This window comes from Pseudomonas sp. WJP1 (genome assembly GCF_028471945.1).
Classification (GTDB): Bacteria; Pseudomonadota; Gammaproteobacteria; order Pseudomonadales; family Pseudomonadaceae; genus Aquipseudomonas.
Map to the genome: position 1 here is coordinate 1,830,216 of NZ_CP110128.1, position 15,021 is coordinate 1,845,236.

Genomic DNA, 15,021 nt, shown 5'->3' on the forward strand with positions numbered 1-15,021 from the left:
GCCCGGCTGTTGCCGGTCTGCGAAGGCGCGCGATTTTATCAGGCTTGAAGGGCAGCGGCCATCCTCACGCCGACGGCAGGGGGCATATCGGCCGAAAAAAACCGCCTTTACCCGATATGGATGACATCCTGCTCGCCTCTACGGGTTGTCGTCATTAACCGTCTATCGTTAGCACAGTGCAAAAACTTACCCAGGGCGTGTGAATGTTTTACATCGGGCGATGGTCACAGCCTTGCCCGATCGTTTCATGCGGCCTGTTCCAGCCGCCTTTGTCTTCAGGAATCTTCCATGGGTTTTTGTAAAATTTTGCTTGTGGGCTGTTTGTCGCTGGTTAGCTTGATTAGCCACGCTGAAACCGTCAAAGGCCTTTATCAGGTGCGCGAGCCGGTCAACGGCCAGTCGCCAGAGGAGCGTGAGCAAGCCACACAGCGGGCGCTCGATACGCTGGTGTTGCGCCTGACCGGTGATCCCAAGGCACCACAGAGTCCGGGGCTGGCGGCGCTTCGCAACGACCCGCAGCAAATCATCAGCCAGTACGGTTTCGAGGCCGGCCCGCCGGAAGTGTTGAAAGTCGATTTCGACCCGGGCACCACCGCACAGGCCTTGCGTCGGGCCGGGTTGGCGATGTGGGGCTCCAATCGGCCGTCGATCCTGGGCTGGTGGTTGAACGACTACACCGAGGGTTCAAGCCTGGTAGGTGATGGTCAGGCCGGTGCGACACCCCTGCGTCGCGCCGCGCAGCACCGTGGTTTGCCCCTGCGTCTGCCGCTGGCGGACTTGAACGAACAAATCGTCGGCACCGCGCCGAATCTGGAAAGTGCTGATCCGTCGGCCCTGCGCAGCGCCTCGCAGCGTTACAATGCCGACGCGTTGCTGGCGGTCCATGCCCGAGAAGAGGGTGGCCAATGGCAAGCCAAGTGGCAGTTGTGGCTGGGCGATCAGAAAGAGGCCGGCAGTGCGCAGGGGGCGGATCAAGCCGCTTTGGCGGACGCGGTGATGCTGGCGGTCAACCAGCGACTGGCGCCGCGATTCGTCACCAAGCCTGGGGCCTCGGCCGCACAGTTGCTGGAAGTCCAAGGCATGAACCTGGAGCGGTATGCGGCCCTTGGGCGTTTGCTGGAGCCTTTCGGCGGTCGTCCGCAAAGTGTCAACGGCGATCGGATTCTTTATCGGGTCAACGGCAGTAGCGAGCAACTGCGCGCGCAATTGTCGCTAGCCAGGTTGCAGGAGGTCGCGGTGGAGCCGGCACCGGCGCCGGCGCCGGCAGCACCGGTCCAGTCTGTAGTCGCTGGCTCGGTTCCTGTGGTAGCGCCCTCGCCGGCACCGACGCCGCAATTGCGTTTCCGCTGGTAGATTTTTCTTTCTTTATATAGAAGCAATGGAGTGGTTCATGGCCGATACGCGGCGTTGGTTCTGGTTGGGTGGAGTGCTGTTGCTCTGCGCGTTTATCTGGCTGTTGCACCCGATCCTCACACCGTTCCTGGTGGCGTTGTTGTTGGCCTATCTGTTTGACCCCCTGGTGGATCGGCTGGAAAAGGCCGGCCTGTCGCGGACCTGGGGCGTGATTGCGGTGTTCGCCCTGTTCACCCTGATCTTCACCACGTTGCTGCTGGTGTTGGTGCCGATGCTAGCCAAGCAGTTGTTTCGCTTGTATGAGCTGGCGCCGCAGATGCTCGATTGGCTGCAGCACACCGCATTGCCATGGGCTCAATCGAAGTTCGGCTTGTCGGAGGGCTTCTGGAAGTTCGACAAGCTCAAGGCCGCGATCAGTGAGCACATGGGGCAGACCACCGACATCGTTGGCGTGGTGCTGAGCCAGGCGACGGCCTCGGGCCTGGCGTTGATTGGCTGGCTGGCGAACCTGGTGTTGATTCCGGTGGTGAGTTTCTACTTGCTGCGGGACTGGGACCTGATGATGGCCAAGATCCGCAGCCTGCTGCCGCGCGATCGTGAAGAGCGCGCCGTGTCATTGGCCGCGGAGTGCCATGAAGTGCTCGGCGCCTTCGTCCGCGGGCAATTGCTGGTAATGGTCGCGTTGGGCGTGATCTACGCCGCGGGCCTGATGCTGGTGGGGCTGGAGTTGGGCCTGTTGATCGGGATGATTGCCGGTCTGGCGGCGATTGTGCCGTACATGGGCTTTATCATTGGCATTGGCGCGGCGCTGATTGCCGGTCTGTTCCAGTTTGGCGGCGATTTGTATCCCATGATGGGTATTGTCGCGGTGTTCATGGTCGGTCAGGCGCTGGAGGGCATGGTGCTCACGCCATTGCTGGTGGGAGACCGCATCGGCCTGCACCCGGTGGCGGTGATCTTCGCGATTCTGGCAGGCGGCGAACTCTTTGGTTTTACCGGTGTGTTGCTGGCACTGCCCGTGGCGGCGGTGATCATGGTGCTGCTGCGCCATGTGCATGATTTGTATAAGGATTCCGGTATGTACAGTGGTGTTGACGAATCAGAGCTCTAGACGGGTTCACGGGCAGCCCGGATCGACACCCGGTGGCTGCCCATTGCGCCAAAGAATCTGTCATAAAACCGGTGCGCTAACGCAAACCTTTGATTTTGCTTGTGGTCTGTCGCATTGTGCGGTCGGCTTCACGGGTATAAACTTCGCAAACTTTACACAGAGGCCACTAACGGTTCCTTTGGAACTGTTCAGTCAGCATGAAACCGATTCAGCTGCCCCTAGGTGTGCGTCTGCGTGACGACGCCACCTTCATCAACTACTACCCAGGCGCCAATGCCGCTGCACTCGGCTATGTCGAGCGGCTGTGCGAAGCCGACGCCGGCTGGACCGAAAGCCTGATTTACCTCTGGGGCAAGCACGGGGTAGGGCGCACGCATCTGTTGCAGGCCGCGTGCCTGCGTTTCGAACAGATGGGAGAACCGGCGGTTTACCTGCCGCTGGCCGAGTTGATGGATCGCGGCATCGAGATTCTCGACAATCTCGAGCAATATGAGCTGGTCTGCCTGGACGACTTGCAGGCGGTGGCAGGCAAGGCTGACTGGGAAGAAGCGTTGTTCCACCTGTTCAACCGGTTGCGTGACAGCGGTCGGCGCCTGCTGATTGCCGCATCGACCTCGCCGCGCGAACTGCCAGTAAAGCTGGCGGACCTCAAGTCGCGCCTGACCCTGGCGCTGATATTCCAGATGCGCCCACTCTCCGACGAAGACAAGTTGCGCGCCCTGCAGCTGCGTGCCTCACGTCGTGGCCTGCACCTGACCGACGAAGTCGGGCACTTCATCCTCACCCGCGGCACCCGCAGCATGAGCGCGTTGTTCGAACTGCTCGAGCAACTCGACCAGGCCTCACTTCAAGCACAGCGCAAGCTGACCATTCCGTTCCTGAAAGAAACCCTGGGCTGGTAGCCAGGCCCTGTAAATTCAGGGCCTGAAGCGATTTTTGACATATTCAAGGCGTCAGAAAATCCGCTTTCCTGCCGGGTGCAGGCTGCGCGAGTGTCTAGAACAGGCTTTAGCGCTTAGATGTCAGCGAGAAACCAAGAAGTCACAAAAAGTTCGATTGAATTTGCAAATGAGAATGATAGAAGGCATAGTCGCGGCTCTTGATAACTTATTCAGCCACGGTCGTGCCCATGCTAAATCGCTTTGCACCCCTCGTGCCCCTCGCACTCGTTACCCTGTTGTTCGGTTGCGCTGCCCACACCCCGGTGTCTGAGCAAGCGCAACAACAGCAGGCTCAACATTCCGTTACTGCCCAGTCTTCCGCTCTCTATAAGCAAGCGCTTGAGCTCGAAGAAGCGGCCACCGAAAAAGAACTGGCCAGCTTCGCCGACGGCAAGTCGTACCAGCTTCCGGTTCTGGCCGACAGCATCCTCGAACGCGGCATGTCCCTGATCGGTACCCGTTACCGTTTCGGCGGTACCTCCGAAGCCGGTTTCGATTGCAGCGGTTTCATCGGTTACCTGTTCCGTGAAGAAGCCGGCATGAACCTGCCGCGCTCCACCCGCGAAATGATCAACGTGGACGCACCGCTGGTTTCGCGCAGCAAGCTCGAGCCAGGCGACCTGCTGTTCTTCGCCACCAACGGTCGTCGCGGTCGCGTCAGTCACGCCGGGATCTACCTGGGTGACAACCAGTTTATCCATTCCAGCAGCCGCAAAAGCGGTGGTGTGCGCATCGATAACCTCGGTGACAGCTACTGGAGCAAGACCTTCATCGAAGCCAAGCGTGCACTCGCCATGGCTCCCGCAGCGACGCCAATCGTCACGGCTCGCAAGTAAGCGCACATTTCGTAAGGCGAACTTAAAGTCTTACTTGAAGTTTGCCTGATAAGCGCTAAAATTCTGATCAATGAATGATGGCAAACCGCCTGCGTAATCCGCAGGCGGTTTTCTTTTCTGCGCTCCCGCAGAAATTAGCCGCAGCCTGATCAGGATGCTCTGCTTATGACGATGTCGGCCCGCCTCGCAATCATGCTGTTCGCAGCGCTGCTCAGTGCTTGTGCCAGCCGTACACCGCCACCTGCGCCGGTGGTTCGCACGCCCATCGTATTCAATACCTCCCAGGACTTTTCGCCTGAAGCGCAAGACGTGCTGTTTCGCGCGTTGGGGCTGGTCGGCACGCCTTATCGCTGGGGCGGTAACACGCCGGATTCGGGATTTGATTGCAGTGGCCTGATTGGCTACGTCTACCGTGATATGGCCGGTATTTCCCTGCCCCGCACCACCCGCGAAATGATCACCATGCAAGCGGCCGATGTCGGCAAGGAAGGCCTGCAAACCGGTGACCTGATCTTCTTCGCCACCAATGGCGGTTCCCAGGTCAGTCATGCCGGCATCTATGTCGGTGAAGGCCGCTTCGTGCATGCGCCGGCTACCGGTGGCACGGTCAAGCTCGACAGCTTGTCCAAGGCTTATTGGCAGAGAGCCTACCTAAGTGCCAAGCGCGTCCTGCAACCCGAGCATCTGGCGCGCAATCCGTAACAGCCGGAGGGTGTTGTCATGACCGCCCGCACGCTCAATCTCGACGATTCGCTCTATCAGTACCTGCTCGACGTCTCCCTGCGCGAAACGCCGGTGCTCAAGCGTTTGCGCGACGAAACCCAGGCGCTGCCCATGGCGCGCTGGCAGGTGGCGCCGGAGCAGGGGCAGTTTCTCGCCTTGCTGGTAAAACTCACCGGTGCCCGACGTTTGCTGGAAGTCGGCACTTTCACCGGTTACAGCGCTCTGTGCATGGCCGCGGCATTGCCGGATGACGGCTCGCTGATCTGCTGTGACATTCCCGGGGATTACAACGCCATCGCGCGCCGCTATTGGCAGGAGGCGGGCCTGTGCGGGCGAATCGACCTGCGTTTGGCACCGGCGCTGGAAACTCTCGGCAATCTGGATGAGCCAGGCCAGTTCGACCTGGTGTTCATCGATGCCGACAAGGCCAATTACCCAGCCTACCTGGAGCAAGCGCTACGCCTGTTGCGTACCGGAGGCCTGGCGGTGTTCGACAACACGCTGTGGAGTGGTCGGGTGCTTGAGGACAATCCCGAGAGCGCCGATACCCGGGCCATCCAGGCGCTTAATCGTGCCTTGAAGGATGATGCGCGGGTGGATCTGTCGCTGTTGCCGCTGGGGGATGGGCTGACCCTTTGCCGTAAACGCTGATCTCCCGCGGCTGTACCCGATCTACTGTGGGAGCTGGCGTGCCGGCGAAGGCGTCCTGACATTCGATGATTGTCTTTCAGGTGTACATATCCATTCCTGCGGTAACGGCCACTTAGGGTTTCGCCCTTACGGCGAGTCACTTGGAAAAGCCCCAAGTAACCAAGGGCTCTTGCCCCTGGCGTTCGGTGCCTCGCTAATGCTCGGCATACCCTCGCTCCGGTCCTGCTCCGTGGGTCGCCGCGATGGGCCATCCCTGGCCCAGCGCGGCTAAACCGGCATCCATGCCGGTTTACCCACTGCGCAGAACCTCCACTCGGCCTCTCGAGGGGGCAAGAAAATCAAAAGCCAGATCAAGATCAAACGCGAAAGCGAGGCGGCCTTATCGACCTGACCTTTATGGATGTACACAACCCCCCCTGTAGGAGCCAGGCTTGCCGGCGAAGAACGATAACGCAGTACAACAGACACGCCGCAGCGCCTTGTTCGCCGGCAAGCCTGGCTCCTACAGGGGGATTGGGGGTATCTGCAAAAGTCAGGTCGGCTTTAAGGCCGCCTCGCTTTTGTTTTTGATCTGGGTGCCCCGTTAACCACGATGGCCGAACGCAGGCATTGCGCAGTGGGTAAACCGGCAGGACGCCGGTTTAGCCGCGCTGGGCCATGGATGGCCCATCGCGGCGACCCACGGAGCAATGCCGGAGTGAGGACATGCCGAGCCTAAGCGAGGCACCGAGTGGTGGGGCAAAGCCTTTTGCTTCCTTTTTGGCGTTTGAAAAAGGGAGTCGCCGTAAGGGCGAAACCATAAGCCGCCGTTACCGCAGCAATGGATATGTACTCAGACAACAATCTCCCACAGGCGTTGACGTTGACGAACAGGCTCAAGGCGTGGGGGGGCAAGAAAATCAAGATCTAAAGCAAAGCAAAAGCAAAAAGAAAAAACAAAAGCCGACCGGTCGGCCTGTTTTTCAAGTGCGGGTTATTGCGCGGCCGACACCCGCCACACCTTGTTCCCCACATCATCGGCCACCAGCAAATCCCCTTGCTGATCAATCACCACGCCCACCGGCCGGCCCATGGCTTTTTCCTCGTCGTTGAGGAACCCGGTGAGCACATCCACCGGTTGCCCATTCGGCTTGCCGCCGCTGAAAGGCACGAAAATCACTTTGTAGCCGCTGTGCGGCTTGCGGTTCCATGAGCCATGCTGGCCGATGAACGCGCCTTCCTTGAACTGCGCGGGCAGCCTGTTGCCTTCGGCAAACGCCAGGCCCAGTGAAGCGGTGTGGGCCCCCACCGCGTAGTCCGGGGCAATCGCCCTGGCCACCAGGTCGGGGTTTTGCAGTTCGACGCGCACGTCGACGTGCTGGCCGTAGTAACTGAACGGCCAGCCATAGAAAGCGCCATCTTTCACCGAGGTGATGTAGTCCGGTACCAGGTCGCTGCCGATTTCGTCCCGCTCGTTGACGGCCGTCCACAGCGCACCGCTTCGTGGCTCCCAGGCCATGCCGTTGGGATTGCGCAGGCCTGAAGCAAAGATCCGGTGGTTGCCGGTGGCGCGATCCACTTCCCAGATCGCCGCGCGCCCTTGCTCCTGGTCCATGCCGTTTTCACCGACGTTGCTGTTGGAACCCACCGTGACGTACAGCTTGCTGCCGTCCTTGCTGGCGATGACGTTCTTGGTCCAGTGGTGATTCAGGGTGCCCCCGGGCAGGTCGACGACCTTGATCGGTTTCGACTTGATCGCCGTGTCGCCGTTTTCATAGTGGAAGCGCAGCAGGCGGTCGGTGTCGGCCACGTACAGGTCATTGCCGACCAGGGTCATGCCAAAGGGCGAGTTGAGGTTTTCGAGGAATACCGTGCGGGTTTCGGCAATCCCATCGTGGTCGGTATCGCGCAGCAGCGTGATGCGGTTCGGGCTCGGCACGGCGGCACCGGCGCGGCCCATGACTTTCTTGGTGATCCAGCCCTTGATGCCTTTGTTGTCATCGGGTTTGGGCGGGGCGTTGGTTTCGGCGACGAGCACGTCGCCATTGGGCAGCACGTACAGCCAGCGCGGATGATCAAGGTCCTCGGCAAATGCGCCGACCTGAGTGCCGCTGGCCGCGACGGGTTTTGCGCCGTCCGCCCAGCCGATGGCCGGGGCGATGTTCATCGTCGGGAACAGTGTCTTGTTCGGTTCCGGGAGCTTCGGGGACGGCCCGGTGCCGTCGATGACTTGCAAGCGGGCGGTTTCGCCACAGGCGGCGAGCCCTCCCGCTAATGCGATAACGAAAACCAGCTGGGACGTGCGCATTGCTGACCTTCCCTATGAATGAAGTGGCTTAAATCATAGAGAAGCGTGGCAGCCCGATGGTTCAACCTCAGCCGCGAGCTTCCTTGAGCAGCACGGCAATACCGGGGTGATAGTGGCCGGCTTCATTGCGCAATTTGCGATAGGCATAGGGGAAATACCAGGCCACGGCGCAGCAATGCTCCTTTTGCAGGTCATCGACCATGTCCTGGAGTTCTTCGGGGGTGGCGCCTTGCTGGCTCTTGTGCGGTGCGACGAACAGGCAACCGATTTTCAGGTCGCTGGCGTAGCTGATTTTCTTTGCGTCGCCAGTGATGTCCTGCAGGGCCTGGGTCAGGTTCAGGCTGTTGACTCGCGGCCAGCGTTGGGTGGTCTGCAGCCAGGCGCGTGCTTCGGTCGTGGCGATAAACAGATCGGCGCGGCCATTACGTTCGCCTTCTTCGGTCTGTTTGCGCGTGGGCGATTGTTGCAGCGTGATCATTTCGGCCATCCATGCCGCGGCGGATAGCAGGCCCAGGTTGGCTTTTTCGTCGAGCCAGTAGGGTGTCTCGCTGTCGCCGCGCACGGCGTTGTAGCGGTCGATACAGTCGAACCAGCGTTCCAGTACCGGACGCAGGAATTCCAGCTTCGGATTACTGATGATCATGCCTTGCATGGGGTTCACCCTTGTTATTGTGTTTTGAGGTCGTGGCTATTTGATATCACTGCTGCCAGTGTGGCGCAAGATTGACGTCATTTTATTGATCGGTGGCAGTTATTCGTTGTGGCACCGCGTCTTCAATTGACGCTCCATCCCCAACCCTCTAACCTTCGCCGCTTGTTTCAGGTGCTCTGTGGCTTGGGTCGACAGAGTGAAACAGGGAAGCCGGTGAGTGAGCGCTTCAGTCGATGAAGCCCTGCGATCCCGGCGCTGCCCCCGCAACGGTAAATGAGTGAAAACTGCGTCTGAAGCCACTGCGTCGAACATCGATGCGGGAAGGCGCGCAGTCTGGCATCACGCCGCTCATGAGCCCGGAGACCGGCCTGATCCATCCAAGCGGCATCACGGTGGGCGATGCCAGGCTTCTTGCCGTCTATTCTTGTGCCTGCCCGCCGTTAATCCTGCCTCAACGGAGAGCTCCCCCATGTCTGATACCCCTGATCGTGACGAACGTCATCTAGCGCGCATGCTGCGCAAAAAGGCCGTGATCGACGAACGCATCGCCAATTCCCCGAACGAATGCGGCCTGCTGCTGGTGCTGACCGGCAATGGCAAGGGCAAGAGCAGCTCGGCGTTCGGCATGCTTGCGCGTGCCATGGGGCATGGCATGCAGTGCGGCGTGGTGCAGTTCATCAAGGGGCGCAACAGCACCGGCGAAGAGTTGTTCTTCCGACGCTTCCCCGAGCAAGTGCGTTTTCATGTGATGGGCGAAGGCTTCACCTGGGAGACCCAGGACCGCCAGCGCGATATCGCCGCTGCCGAAGCGGCCTGGGCAGTGTCGCAGCAATTGCTGCGCGACCCATCGATCGGCCTGGTGGTGCTGGACGAACTGAACATCGCCCTCAAGCACGGCTACCTCGATCTCGATCAGGTGCTCAGCGACTTGCAGGCCCGCCCGCCCATGCAGCACGTGGTGGTCACCGGTCGCGGCGCCAAGCCGGAGATGGTCGAGCTGGCCGATACGGTCACCGAAATGGGCATGATCAAGCACGCCTTCCAGGCCGGTATCAAGGCGCAAAAAGGCGTCGAGCTGTGAACCAGCCTCGACATTGCCCGGCGGTGCTGATTGCCGCGCCGGCGTCCGGTCAGGGCAAGACCACCGTGACCGCCGCGCTGGCCCGGTTGCATCGTAACCAGGGTCGCAAGGTGCGCGTGTTCAAGTGCGGCCCGGACTTTCTCGATCCGATGATCCTCGAACGTGCCAGCGGAGCGCCGGTGTATCAGCTGGACATGTGGATGGTCGGCGAGCAGGACAGTCGTCGCCTGTTGTGGGAGGCCGCCCGCGACGCCGACCTGATCCTGATCGAAGGCGTCATGGGGTTGTTCGACGGTACGCCGTCCAGCGCTGACCTGGCGCGGCATTTCGGCGTGCCGGTGCTCGCTGTGATCGACGGCACCGCCATGGCCCAGACCTTTGGCGCACTGGCCCTGGGTCTGGCGCGCTACCAGCCGGACTTGCCGTTTGCCGGCGTGCTGGCCAACCGCGTGGGCACCCTGCGCCACGCGCAACTGCTCGAAGGCAGCCTGACCGAAGGCCTGCGCTGGTACGGCGCCTTGTCCCGGGAGACCGGCATCGAATTGCCGAGTCGACACCTGGGTCTGGTGCAGGCCAGTGAGTTGAACGATCTTGATGCACGCCTCGATGCGGCGGCCGACGCCCTGGCTAGCAGTTGTGAAGTCGCGCTGCCGCCGGCCGTGGAGTTCGCCGCGCCAGATGTAGTGATGGTCGAGCCCTTGATGGCTGGCGTGCGCATTGCCGTGGCCCGCGACGAAGCGTTTGCCTTTACCTATGGCGCCAGCCTCGATTTGCTGCGGGCGATGGGCGCCGAACTGCGGTTTTTCTCGCCGATCCGTGATGTGGACTTGCCGGAGGCAGACAGCCTGTACCTGCCGGGCGGCTATCCGGAATTGCACCATGTGGCGCTGTCGCAAAATACCTCGATGTTGGCCGCGATCCGCGCTCACCACGCCGCCGGCAAACCCTTATTGGCCGAATGCGGCGGCATGCTTTATTTGCTCGATTCGTTGACCGATGTCGAGGGGGCGCGTGCAGAGCTGGTGGGTTTGTTGAAGGGTGATGCGGTGATGCAGAAGCGTCTTGCTGCGTTGGCCTTGCAAGCGGTTGAACTGCCGGAAGGGTCTCTGCGTGGGCATACCTATCATCATTCGTTGACCATTACCGAGCTTGAGCCGATTGCGCGTGGTCTGAGCCCTAACGGCGGGCGCGGGGCAGAGGCGGTGTATCGCGAGGGGCGGATGACGGCCTCTTATGTGCATTTTTATTTCCCGTCCAATCCATCGGCGATAGCTGCTCTATTTGTGCCTGACTGTGCGGACGCCATCGCGAGCGGGCTCACTCCTACAGTTGATCACCTAACCCCTGTGGGAGCGGGCTTGCTCGCGAAGAGGCCATGACTGACAACGCCTTCTCCGACGCCGAACGCGCAGCGGTCTACCGCGCCATTGGCGAACGCCGCGACATGCGTCACTTCGCCGGCGGCACGGTCGAACCCGAATTGCTGCGGCGCCTGCTCGAGGCCGCGCATCAGGCGCCGAGTGTCGGCCTGATGCAGCCCTGGCGCTTCATCCGCATCAGCGACCGCGACTTGCGCGGCCAGATCCAAGGGCTGGTGGAGCAGGAACGTATCCGCACCGCTGAAGCCCTCGGTGAGCGCACCGACGAATTCATGCAGCTCAAGGTCGAAGGCATCAACGATTGCGCCGAGGTGCTGGTCGCCGCGCTGATGGACGATCGCGAACGGCATATCTTCGGCCGTCGTACCCTGCCGGAAATGGACCTGGCCTCGCTGTCCTGCGCGATCCAGAACCTGTGGCTGGCGTCCCGCGCCGAAGGGCTGGGCATGGGCTGGGTCTCGCTGTTCGAACCGCAGGCCCTGGCGGACCTGCTGGGCCTGCCGCCTGGCGCCAAGCCCTTGGCCATTCTCTGCCTGGGGCCGGTCAAGGCCTTCTATCCGGCGCCGATGCTGGTACTCGAAGGCTGGGCGCAGGCGCGTCCGCTGAGTGAGCTGTTGTATGAAAATTATTGGGGAGTGAGTCAATGAGTGTGGCGTTGTTGAGTGTCGCCGCGGTAGCGCTGGATGCGCTGCTGGGTGAACCCAAGCGCTGGCATCCGCTGGTGGCGTTCGGCCGTTTTGCCGAGCGCATCGAGCAACGTTTCAATGGCGGCGGTCGCGGCTGGCGCAGCCATGGGGTGACCGCGTGGGTGATCGCCGTGTTGCCGCTGACCCTGTTGGCCACGGCGTTTTCATGGGCGCCTTACGTCGGCTGGATCGTCGAGATTCTCGCGCTCTATTGCGCCCTGGGCATGCGCAGCCTCGGCGAGCATGTCACGCCGGTGGCCACGGCCTTGCGCAGCAATAATCTTGAGGAAGCGCGCCAGCGTGTGAGTTACCTGGTCAGCCGCAAAACCAGTGATCTGGATGAAACCGCCGTCGCCCGTGCCGCCACCGAATCGGTGCTGGAAAACGGCAGCGACGCGGTGTTTGCCGCGCTGTTCTGGTTTGCCGTGGCCGGTGCGCCGGGCGTGGTGCTCTACCGTTTGAGCAACACCCTGGACGCGATGTGGGGCTATCGCAACGAACGCTTCGAGCGATTCGGCTGGGCGGCGGCGAAGATCGACGACGTGCTCAATTACATTCCGGCGCGCCTGGTGGCGCTGACCTATGCGCTGCTGGGCAAAACCCGCCTGGCGTTGAAATGCTGGCGCACCCAGGGGCCAACCTGGGACAGCCCGAATGCCGGCCCGGTGATGGCGGCAGGTGCCGGTGCGTTGGGCGTCGAGCTGGGCGGGCCGGCGATTTATCACGGTGAACTGCATCAGCGCCCGACGCTGGGAGAGGGCGTTCCGGCGGATGCCGACGCCATCGACCGCGGCTGGCAACTGGTGCAGCGAGGGGTATGGTTGTGGCTGCTGATTCTGTGCGTGGGGTCTGAATTTTATGCTTGAGCACGGCGGACGATTGCGCAAGGCGGCGCACGATTATGGCATCGACGAAGCCGATTGGCTTGACCTGTCCAGCGGCCTGGCGCCCTGGCCGTTTCCCGTGCCGGAGATCCCGCAACGGGCCTGGGCGCGGTTGCCGGAAACCGATGACGGCCTGGAGCAGGCGGCCTGCGACTACTACGGGACCCTGCAGGCACTGCCGGTCGCCGGTTCGCAGATGGCCATCCAGTTGCTGCCGCGTTTGCGCCGGGCGGGCAAGGTCGGCGTGCTGTCGCCTTGTTATGCCGAACATGCCGAGGCGTGGCGCCGCAATGGCTACATCGTGCGCGAGGTGCTGGAGCAGGAAGTCGACTTCTTCGTCGACAGCCTCGACGTGCTGGTGGTGGTCAACCCGAACAACCCGACCGGGCTGAACCTGACGCCCGCCCGGCTGCTCGACTGGCATTCGCGCTTGGCCCCGCGGGGTGGCTGGCTGGTGGTGGACGAGGCCTTCATGGACAACACGCCGCACCTGAGTGTGGCGCCGTTTGCCCATCAGGTCGGCTTGATCGTGCTGCGTTCCTTTGGCAAGTTTTTCGGCCTGGCCGGCGTGCGCCTGGGTTTTGTCCTGGCTGAGCGCAAGTTGCTCAGATTGCTCGCCGAGCAGGTGGGGCCGTGGGCGGTCAGCGGACCGACCCGAGTGCTGGGCCAGGCGTGCCTGCGCGACACCGAAGGGCACGTGCGTCAGCGGGTGCGCGCCGATGAGGCCAGTGAGCGGCTGGCAACCTTGTTGACGCGGCACGGCTTCCAACCCCGGGGCGGTTGCGCCCTGTTCCAATGGCTGATCACCGAGCGCGCCGAAGTACTGCACGAATTCATGGCCCGGCGCGGCATCCTGTTGCGCCTGTTCACCCATAACAGCAGCCTGCGTTTCGGCCTGCCTGGCGATGCCGCCGACTGGGTACGGCTGGATGCAGCATTCGACGCCTTCGCCAGGGAAAGCCAATGACTACCTTGATGGTGCAGGGCACCACGTCCGACGCCGGTAAAAGCACGCTGGTGACGGCACTGTGCCGCTGGGTGACGCGCCAGGGTGTCAGCGTGGTGCCGTTCAAGCCGCAGAACATGGCGCTCAACAGCGCGGTGACTGCCGACGGTGGCGAGATCGGTCGCGCGCAAGCCGTGCAGGCCCAGGCCGCCTTTCTTGAACCCCACACCGACATGAATCCGGTGCTGCTCAAGCCCAACAGCGATACCGGCGCCCAGGTGATCATCCATGGGCGTGCGGTCACCACGATGAACGCCGTGGCCTATCACGACTACAAGGCCATCGCGATGCAAGCGGTGCTGGCCTCCCATGAACGCTTGAGCGCGGCGTATCCGGTGGTGATGGTCGAAGGCGCGGGCTCACCGGCCGAGATCAACCTGCGCGCTGGCGACATCGCCAACATGGGCTTCGCCGAAGCGGTGGATTGCCCGGTGGTGCTGATCGCTGACATCAATCGGGGCGGGGTGTTCGCCCATCTGGTGGGTACCCTGGAATTGCTGTCGCCCACCGAGCAGGGGCGGGTCAAAGGCTTCATCATCAACCGTTTTCGCGGTGATATCGCCCTGCTGCAACCCGGTCTCGACTGGCTTGAGGCGCGCACCGGCAAACCGGTGATCGGCGTGCTGCCGTATGTGATGGACTTGCACCTGGAGGCTGAGGACGGTATCGATCAGCGCCAGGCCGACAAGGCCGAGCAGGTGCTCAAAGTAGTAGTGCCGGTGTTGCCGCGCATCAGCAACCACACCGATTTCGATCCGCTGCGCCTGCACCCGCAAGTGGACCTGCAATTCATCGGCCCCGGCCAGGCGATTCCGGCGGCCGACCTGATCATTCTTCCCGGTTCGAAAAGCGTGCGCAGCGACCTGGCCTATCTGCGCGCCAATGGCTGGGAAACCGCGATCTCGCGACACCTGCGCTATGGCGGCAAAGTGCTGGGTATTTGCGGCGGCCTGCAGATGCTCGGTGAGCAGGTGCATGATCCGTTGGGCCTTGAAGGCGCGCCGGGGTCTAGTGACGGCTTGGGCCTGCTGGCATTCACCACGCAGCTCGAAGAACACAAGCAACTGCGCAATGTGCGCGGGCGCCTGGCGCTGGAGAACGCTGAAGTCTGCGGCTACGAGATCCACGCTGGCGTGACCACCGGCCCGGCCCTGGAGAACGCCGCCGTGCAGCTGGACGACGGTCGCTGCGATGGCGCGCAGTGTGTCGATGGGCAGATTTTCGGTACCTATTTGCATGGCTTGTTCGAATCCCCGGCGGCGTGCAGTGCGCTGTTGCGGTGGGCGGGATTGCAGGCGGTGCAGGAGGTGGATTACCACGGGTTGCGCGAGCGCGATATCGAACGGCTGGCGGATTTGGTGGAGAAGCATTTGGATACCGGGCTGTTGCGTGAGCTCTGTGGTTTTTGAGGCGGCTGTGCCGCCCTCATCG

14 protein-coding genes and 1 riboswitch are annotated in these 15,021 nt (G+C 62.0%); of the genes, 12 read left to right on the forward strand and 2 right to left on the reverse strand.

The genetic code is table 11. From position 1 onward, the window contains the following. Positions 1–288 precede the first annotated feature (288 nt). The 6 genes from OH720_RS08370 (at position 289) to OH720_RS08395 (ending at position 5,615) form a co-directional block, all read left to right on the forward strand. Positions 289–1,353: a DUF2066 domain-containing protein gene (locus tag OH720_RS08370; RefSeq protein WP_272605206.1), complete on the forward strand. Its 1,065-nt coding sequence runs from the start codon at positions 289–291 to the stop codon at positions 1,351–1,353. A 37-nt stretch (positions 1,354–1,390) separates the two neighbouring features. Further along, complete coding sequence (locus OH720_RS08375) at positions 1,391–2,464, forward strand: AI-2E family transporter (RefSeq protein WP_008063322.1); 1,074 nt, start codon at positions 1,391–1,393, stop codon at positions 2,462–2,464. Between the two features lie 197 nt (positions 2,465–2,661). Next, complete coding sequence (hda, locus tag OH720_RS08380; RefSeq protein ID WP_008063324.1) at positions 2,662–3,366, forward strand: DnaA regulatory inactivator Hda; 705 nt, start codon at positions 2,662–2,664, stop codon at positions 3,364–3,366. A 227-nt stretch (positions 3,367–3,593) separates the two neighbouring features. Beyond that, complete coding sequence (locus OH720_RS08385) at positions 3,594–4,241, forward strand: C40 family peptidase (RefSeq protein ID WP_272605207.1); 648 nt, start codon at positions 3,594–3,596, stop codon at positions 4,239–4,241. A gap of 165 nt (positions 4,242–4,406) precedes the next feature. After that, the gene (locus tag OH720_RS08390) at positions 4,407–4,943 is read left to right on the forward strand and encodes a C40 family peptidase (protein ID WP_272605208.1); all 537 of its coding nucleotides are present in this window, start codon (positions 4,407–4,409) and stop codon (positions 4,941–4,943) included. A gap of 18 nt (positions 4,944–4,961) precedes the next feature. Next, positions 4,962–5,615, forward strand: coding sequence for an O-methyltransferase (locus OH720_RS08395; RefSeq protein ID WP_272605209.1), 654 nt, complete (start codon positions 4,962–4,964; stop codon positions 5,613–5,615). A gap of 973 nt (positions 5,616–6,588) precedes the next feature. Here OH720_RS08395 and OH720_RS08400 read toward each other — a convergent pair. Then, entirely contained in the window at positions 6,589–7,902 is a 1,314-nt protein-coding gene (locus OH720_RS08400) for a PQQ-dependent sugar dehydrogenase (protein WP_272605210.1), read from the reverse strand. A 67-nt stretch (positions 7,903–7,969) separates the two neighbouring features. Beyond that, positions 7,970–8,554 carry a hypothetical protein gene (locus tag OH720_RS08405; RefSeq protein WP_272605211.1) on the reverse strand — a complete coding sequence of 195 codons (585 nt, stop codon included), beginning with the start codon at positions 8,552–8,554 and terminating at the stop codon, positions 7,970–7,972. Between the two features lie 152 nt (positions 8,555–8,706). After that, positions 8,707–8,940, forward strand: a riboswitch (cobalamin riboswitch). Between the two features lie 83 nt (positions 8,941–9,023). Here OH720_RS08405 and cobO point away from each other — a divergent pair. Genes cobO through OH720_RS08435 form a run of 6 tightly spaced genes read left to right on the forward strand, consistent with a single transcriptional unit; the run spans position 9,024 to position 14,999 of the window. Next, positions 9,024–9,635 carry a cob(I)yrinic acid a,c-diamide adenosyltransferase gene (cobO, locus tag OH720_RS08410; RefSeq protein WP_008065287.1) on the forward strand — a complete coding sequence of 204 codons (612 nt, stop codon included), beginning with the start codon at positions 9,024–9,026 and terminating at the stop codon, positions 9,633–9,635. Further along, on the forward strand, positions 9,632–11,014 hold the full coding sequence (locus OH720_RS08415) for a cobyrinate a,c-diamide synthase (RefSeq protein ID WP_272605212.1): 1,383 nt from the start codon (positions 9,632–9,634) through the stop codon (positions 11,012–11,014). Before cobO ends, OH720_RS08415 begins: the two co-directional genes overlap by 4 nt. After that, entirely contained in the window at positions 11,011–11,661 is a 651-nt protein-coding gene (gene bluB / locus OH720_RS08420) for a 5,6-dimethylbenzimidazole synthase (RefSeq protein ID WP_272605213.1), read from the forward strand. The genes OH720_RS08415 and bluB overlap by 4 nt, the downstream gene beginning before the upstream one ends. Next, positions 11,658–12,566: an adenosylcobinamide-phosphate synthase CbiB gene (gene cbiB / locus OH720_RS08425; RefSeq protein ID WP_272605214.1), complete on the forward strand. Its 909-nt coding sequence runs from the start codon at positions 11,658–11,660 to the stop codon at positions 12,564–12,566. The genes bluB and cbiB overlap by 4 nt, the downstream gene beginning before the upstream one ends. Beyond that, on the forward strand, positions 12,559–13,551 hold the full coding sequence (gene cobD / locus OH720_RS08430; RefSeq protein WP_272605215.1) for a threonine-phosphate decarboxylase CobD: 993 nt from the start codon (positions 12,559–12,561) through the stop codon (positions 13,549–13,551). Before cbiB ends, cobD begins: the two co-directional genes overlap by 8 nt. Continuing rightward, the gene (locus tag OH720_RS08435; RefSeq protein ID WP_272605216.1) at positions 13,548–14,999 is read left to right on the forward strand and encodes a cobyric acid synthase; all 1,452 of its coding nucleotides are present in this window, start codon (positions 13,548–13,550) and stop codon (positions 14,997–14,999) included. Before cobD ends, OH720_RS08435 begins: the two co-directional genes overlap by 4 nt. The last annotated feature ends 22 nt before the right edge of the window (positions 15,000–15,021 follow it).

Bases quoted from the DNA above. Each gene is read 5' to 3' on its own strand.
- hda (WP_008063324.1), top strand. From the start codon at position 2,662: ATGAAACCGATTCAGCTGCCCCTAGGTGTGCGTCTGCGTGACGACGCC.
- OH720_RS08385 (WP_272605207.1), top strand. From the start codon at position 3,594: ATGCTAAATCGCTTTGCACCCCTCGTGCCCCTCGCACTCGTTACCCTG.
- cbiB (WP_272605214.1), top strand. From the start codon at position 11,658: ATGAGTGTGGCGTTGTTGAGTGTCGCCGCGGTAGCGCTGGATGCGCTG.
- cobD (WP_272605215.1), top strand. From the start codon at position 12,559: ATGCTTGAGCACGGCGGACGATTGCGCAAGGCGGCGCACGATTATGGC.
- bluB (WP_272605213.1), top strand. From the start codon at position 11,011: ATGACTGACAACGCCTTCTCCGACGCCGAACGCGCAGCGGTCTACCGC.
- OH720_RS08435 (WP_272605216.1), top strand. From the start codon at position 13,548: ATGACTACCTTGATGGTGCAGGGCACCACGTCCGACGCCGGTAAAAGC.
- cobO (WP_008065287.1), top strand. From the start codon at position 9,024: ATGTCTGATACCCCTGATCGTGACGAACGTCATCTAGCGCGCATGCTG.
- OH720_RS08390 (WP_272605208.1), top strand. From the start codon at position 4,407: ATGACGATGTCGGCCCGCCTCGCAATCATGCTGTTCGCAGCGCTGCTC.
- OH720_RS08375 (WP_008063322.1), top strand. From the start codon at position 1,391: ATGGCCGATACGCGGCGTTGGTTCTGGTTGGGTGGAGTGCTGTTGCTC.
- OH720_RS08370 (WP_272605206.1), top strand. From the start codon at position 289: ATGGGTTTTTGTAAAATTTTGCTTGTGGGCTGTTTGTCGCTGGTTAGC.
- OH720_RS08405 (WP_272605211.1), bottom strand. From the start codon at position 8,554: ATGCAAGGCATGATCATCAGTAATCCGAAGCTGGAATTCCTGCGTCCG.
- OH720_RS08395 (WP_272605209.1), top strand. From the start codon at position 4,962: ATGACCGCCCGCACGCTCAATCTCGACGATTCGCTCTATCAGTACCTG.
- OH720_RS08400 (WP_272605210.1), bottom strand. From the start codon at position 7,902: ATGCGCACGTCCCAGCTGGTTTTCGTTATCGCATTAGCGGGAGGGCTC.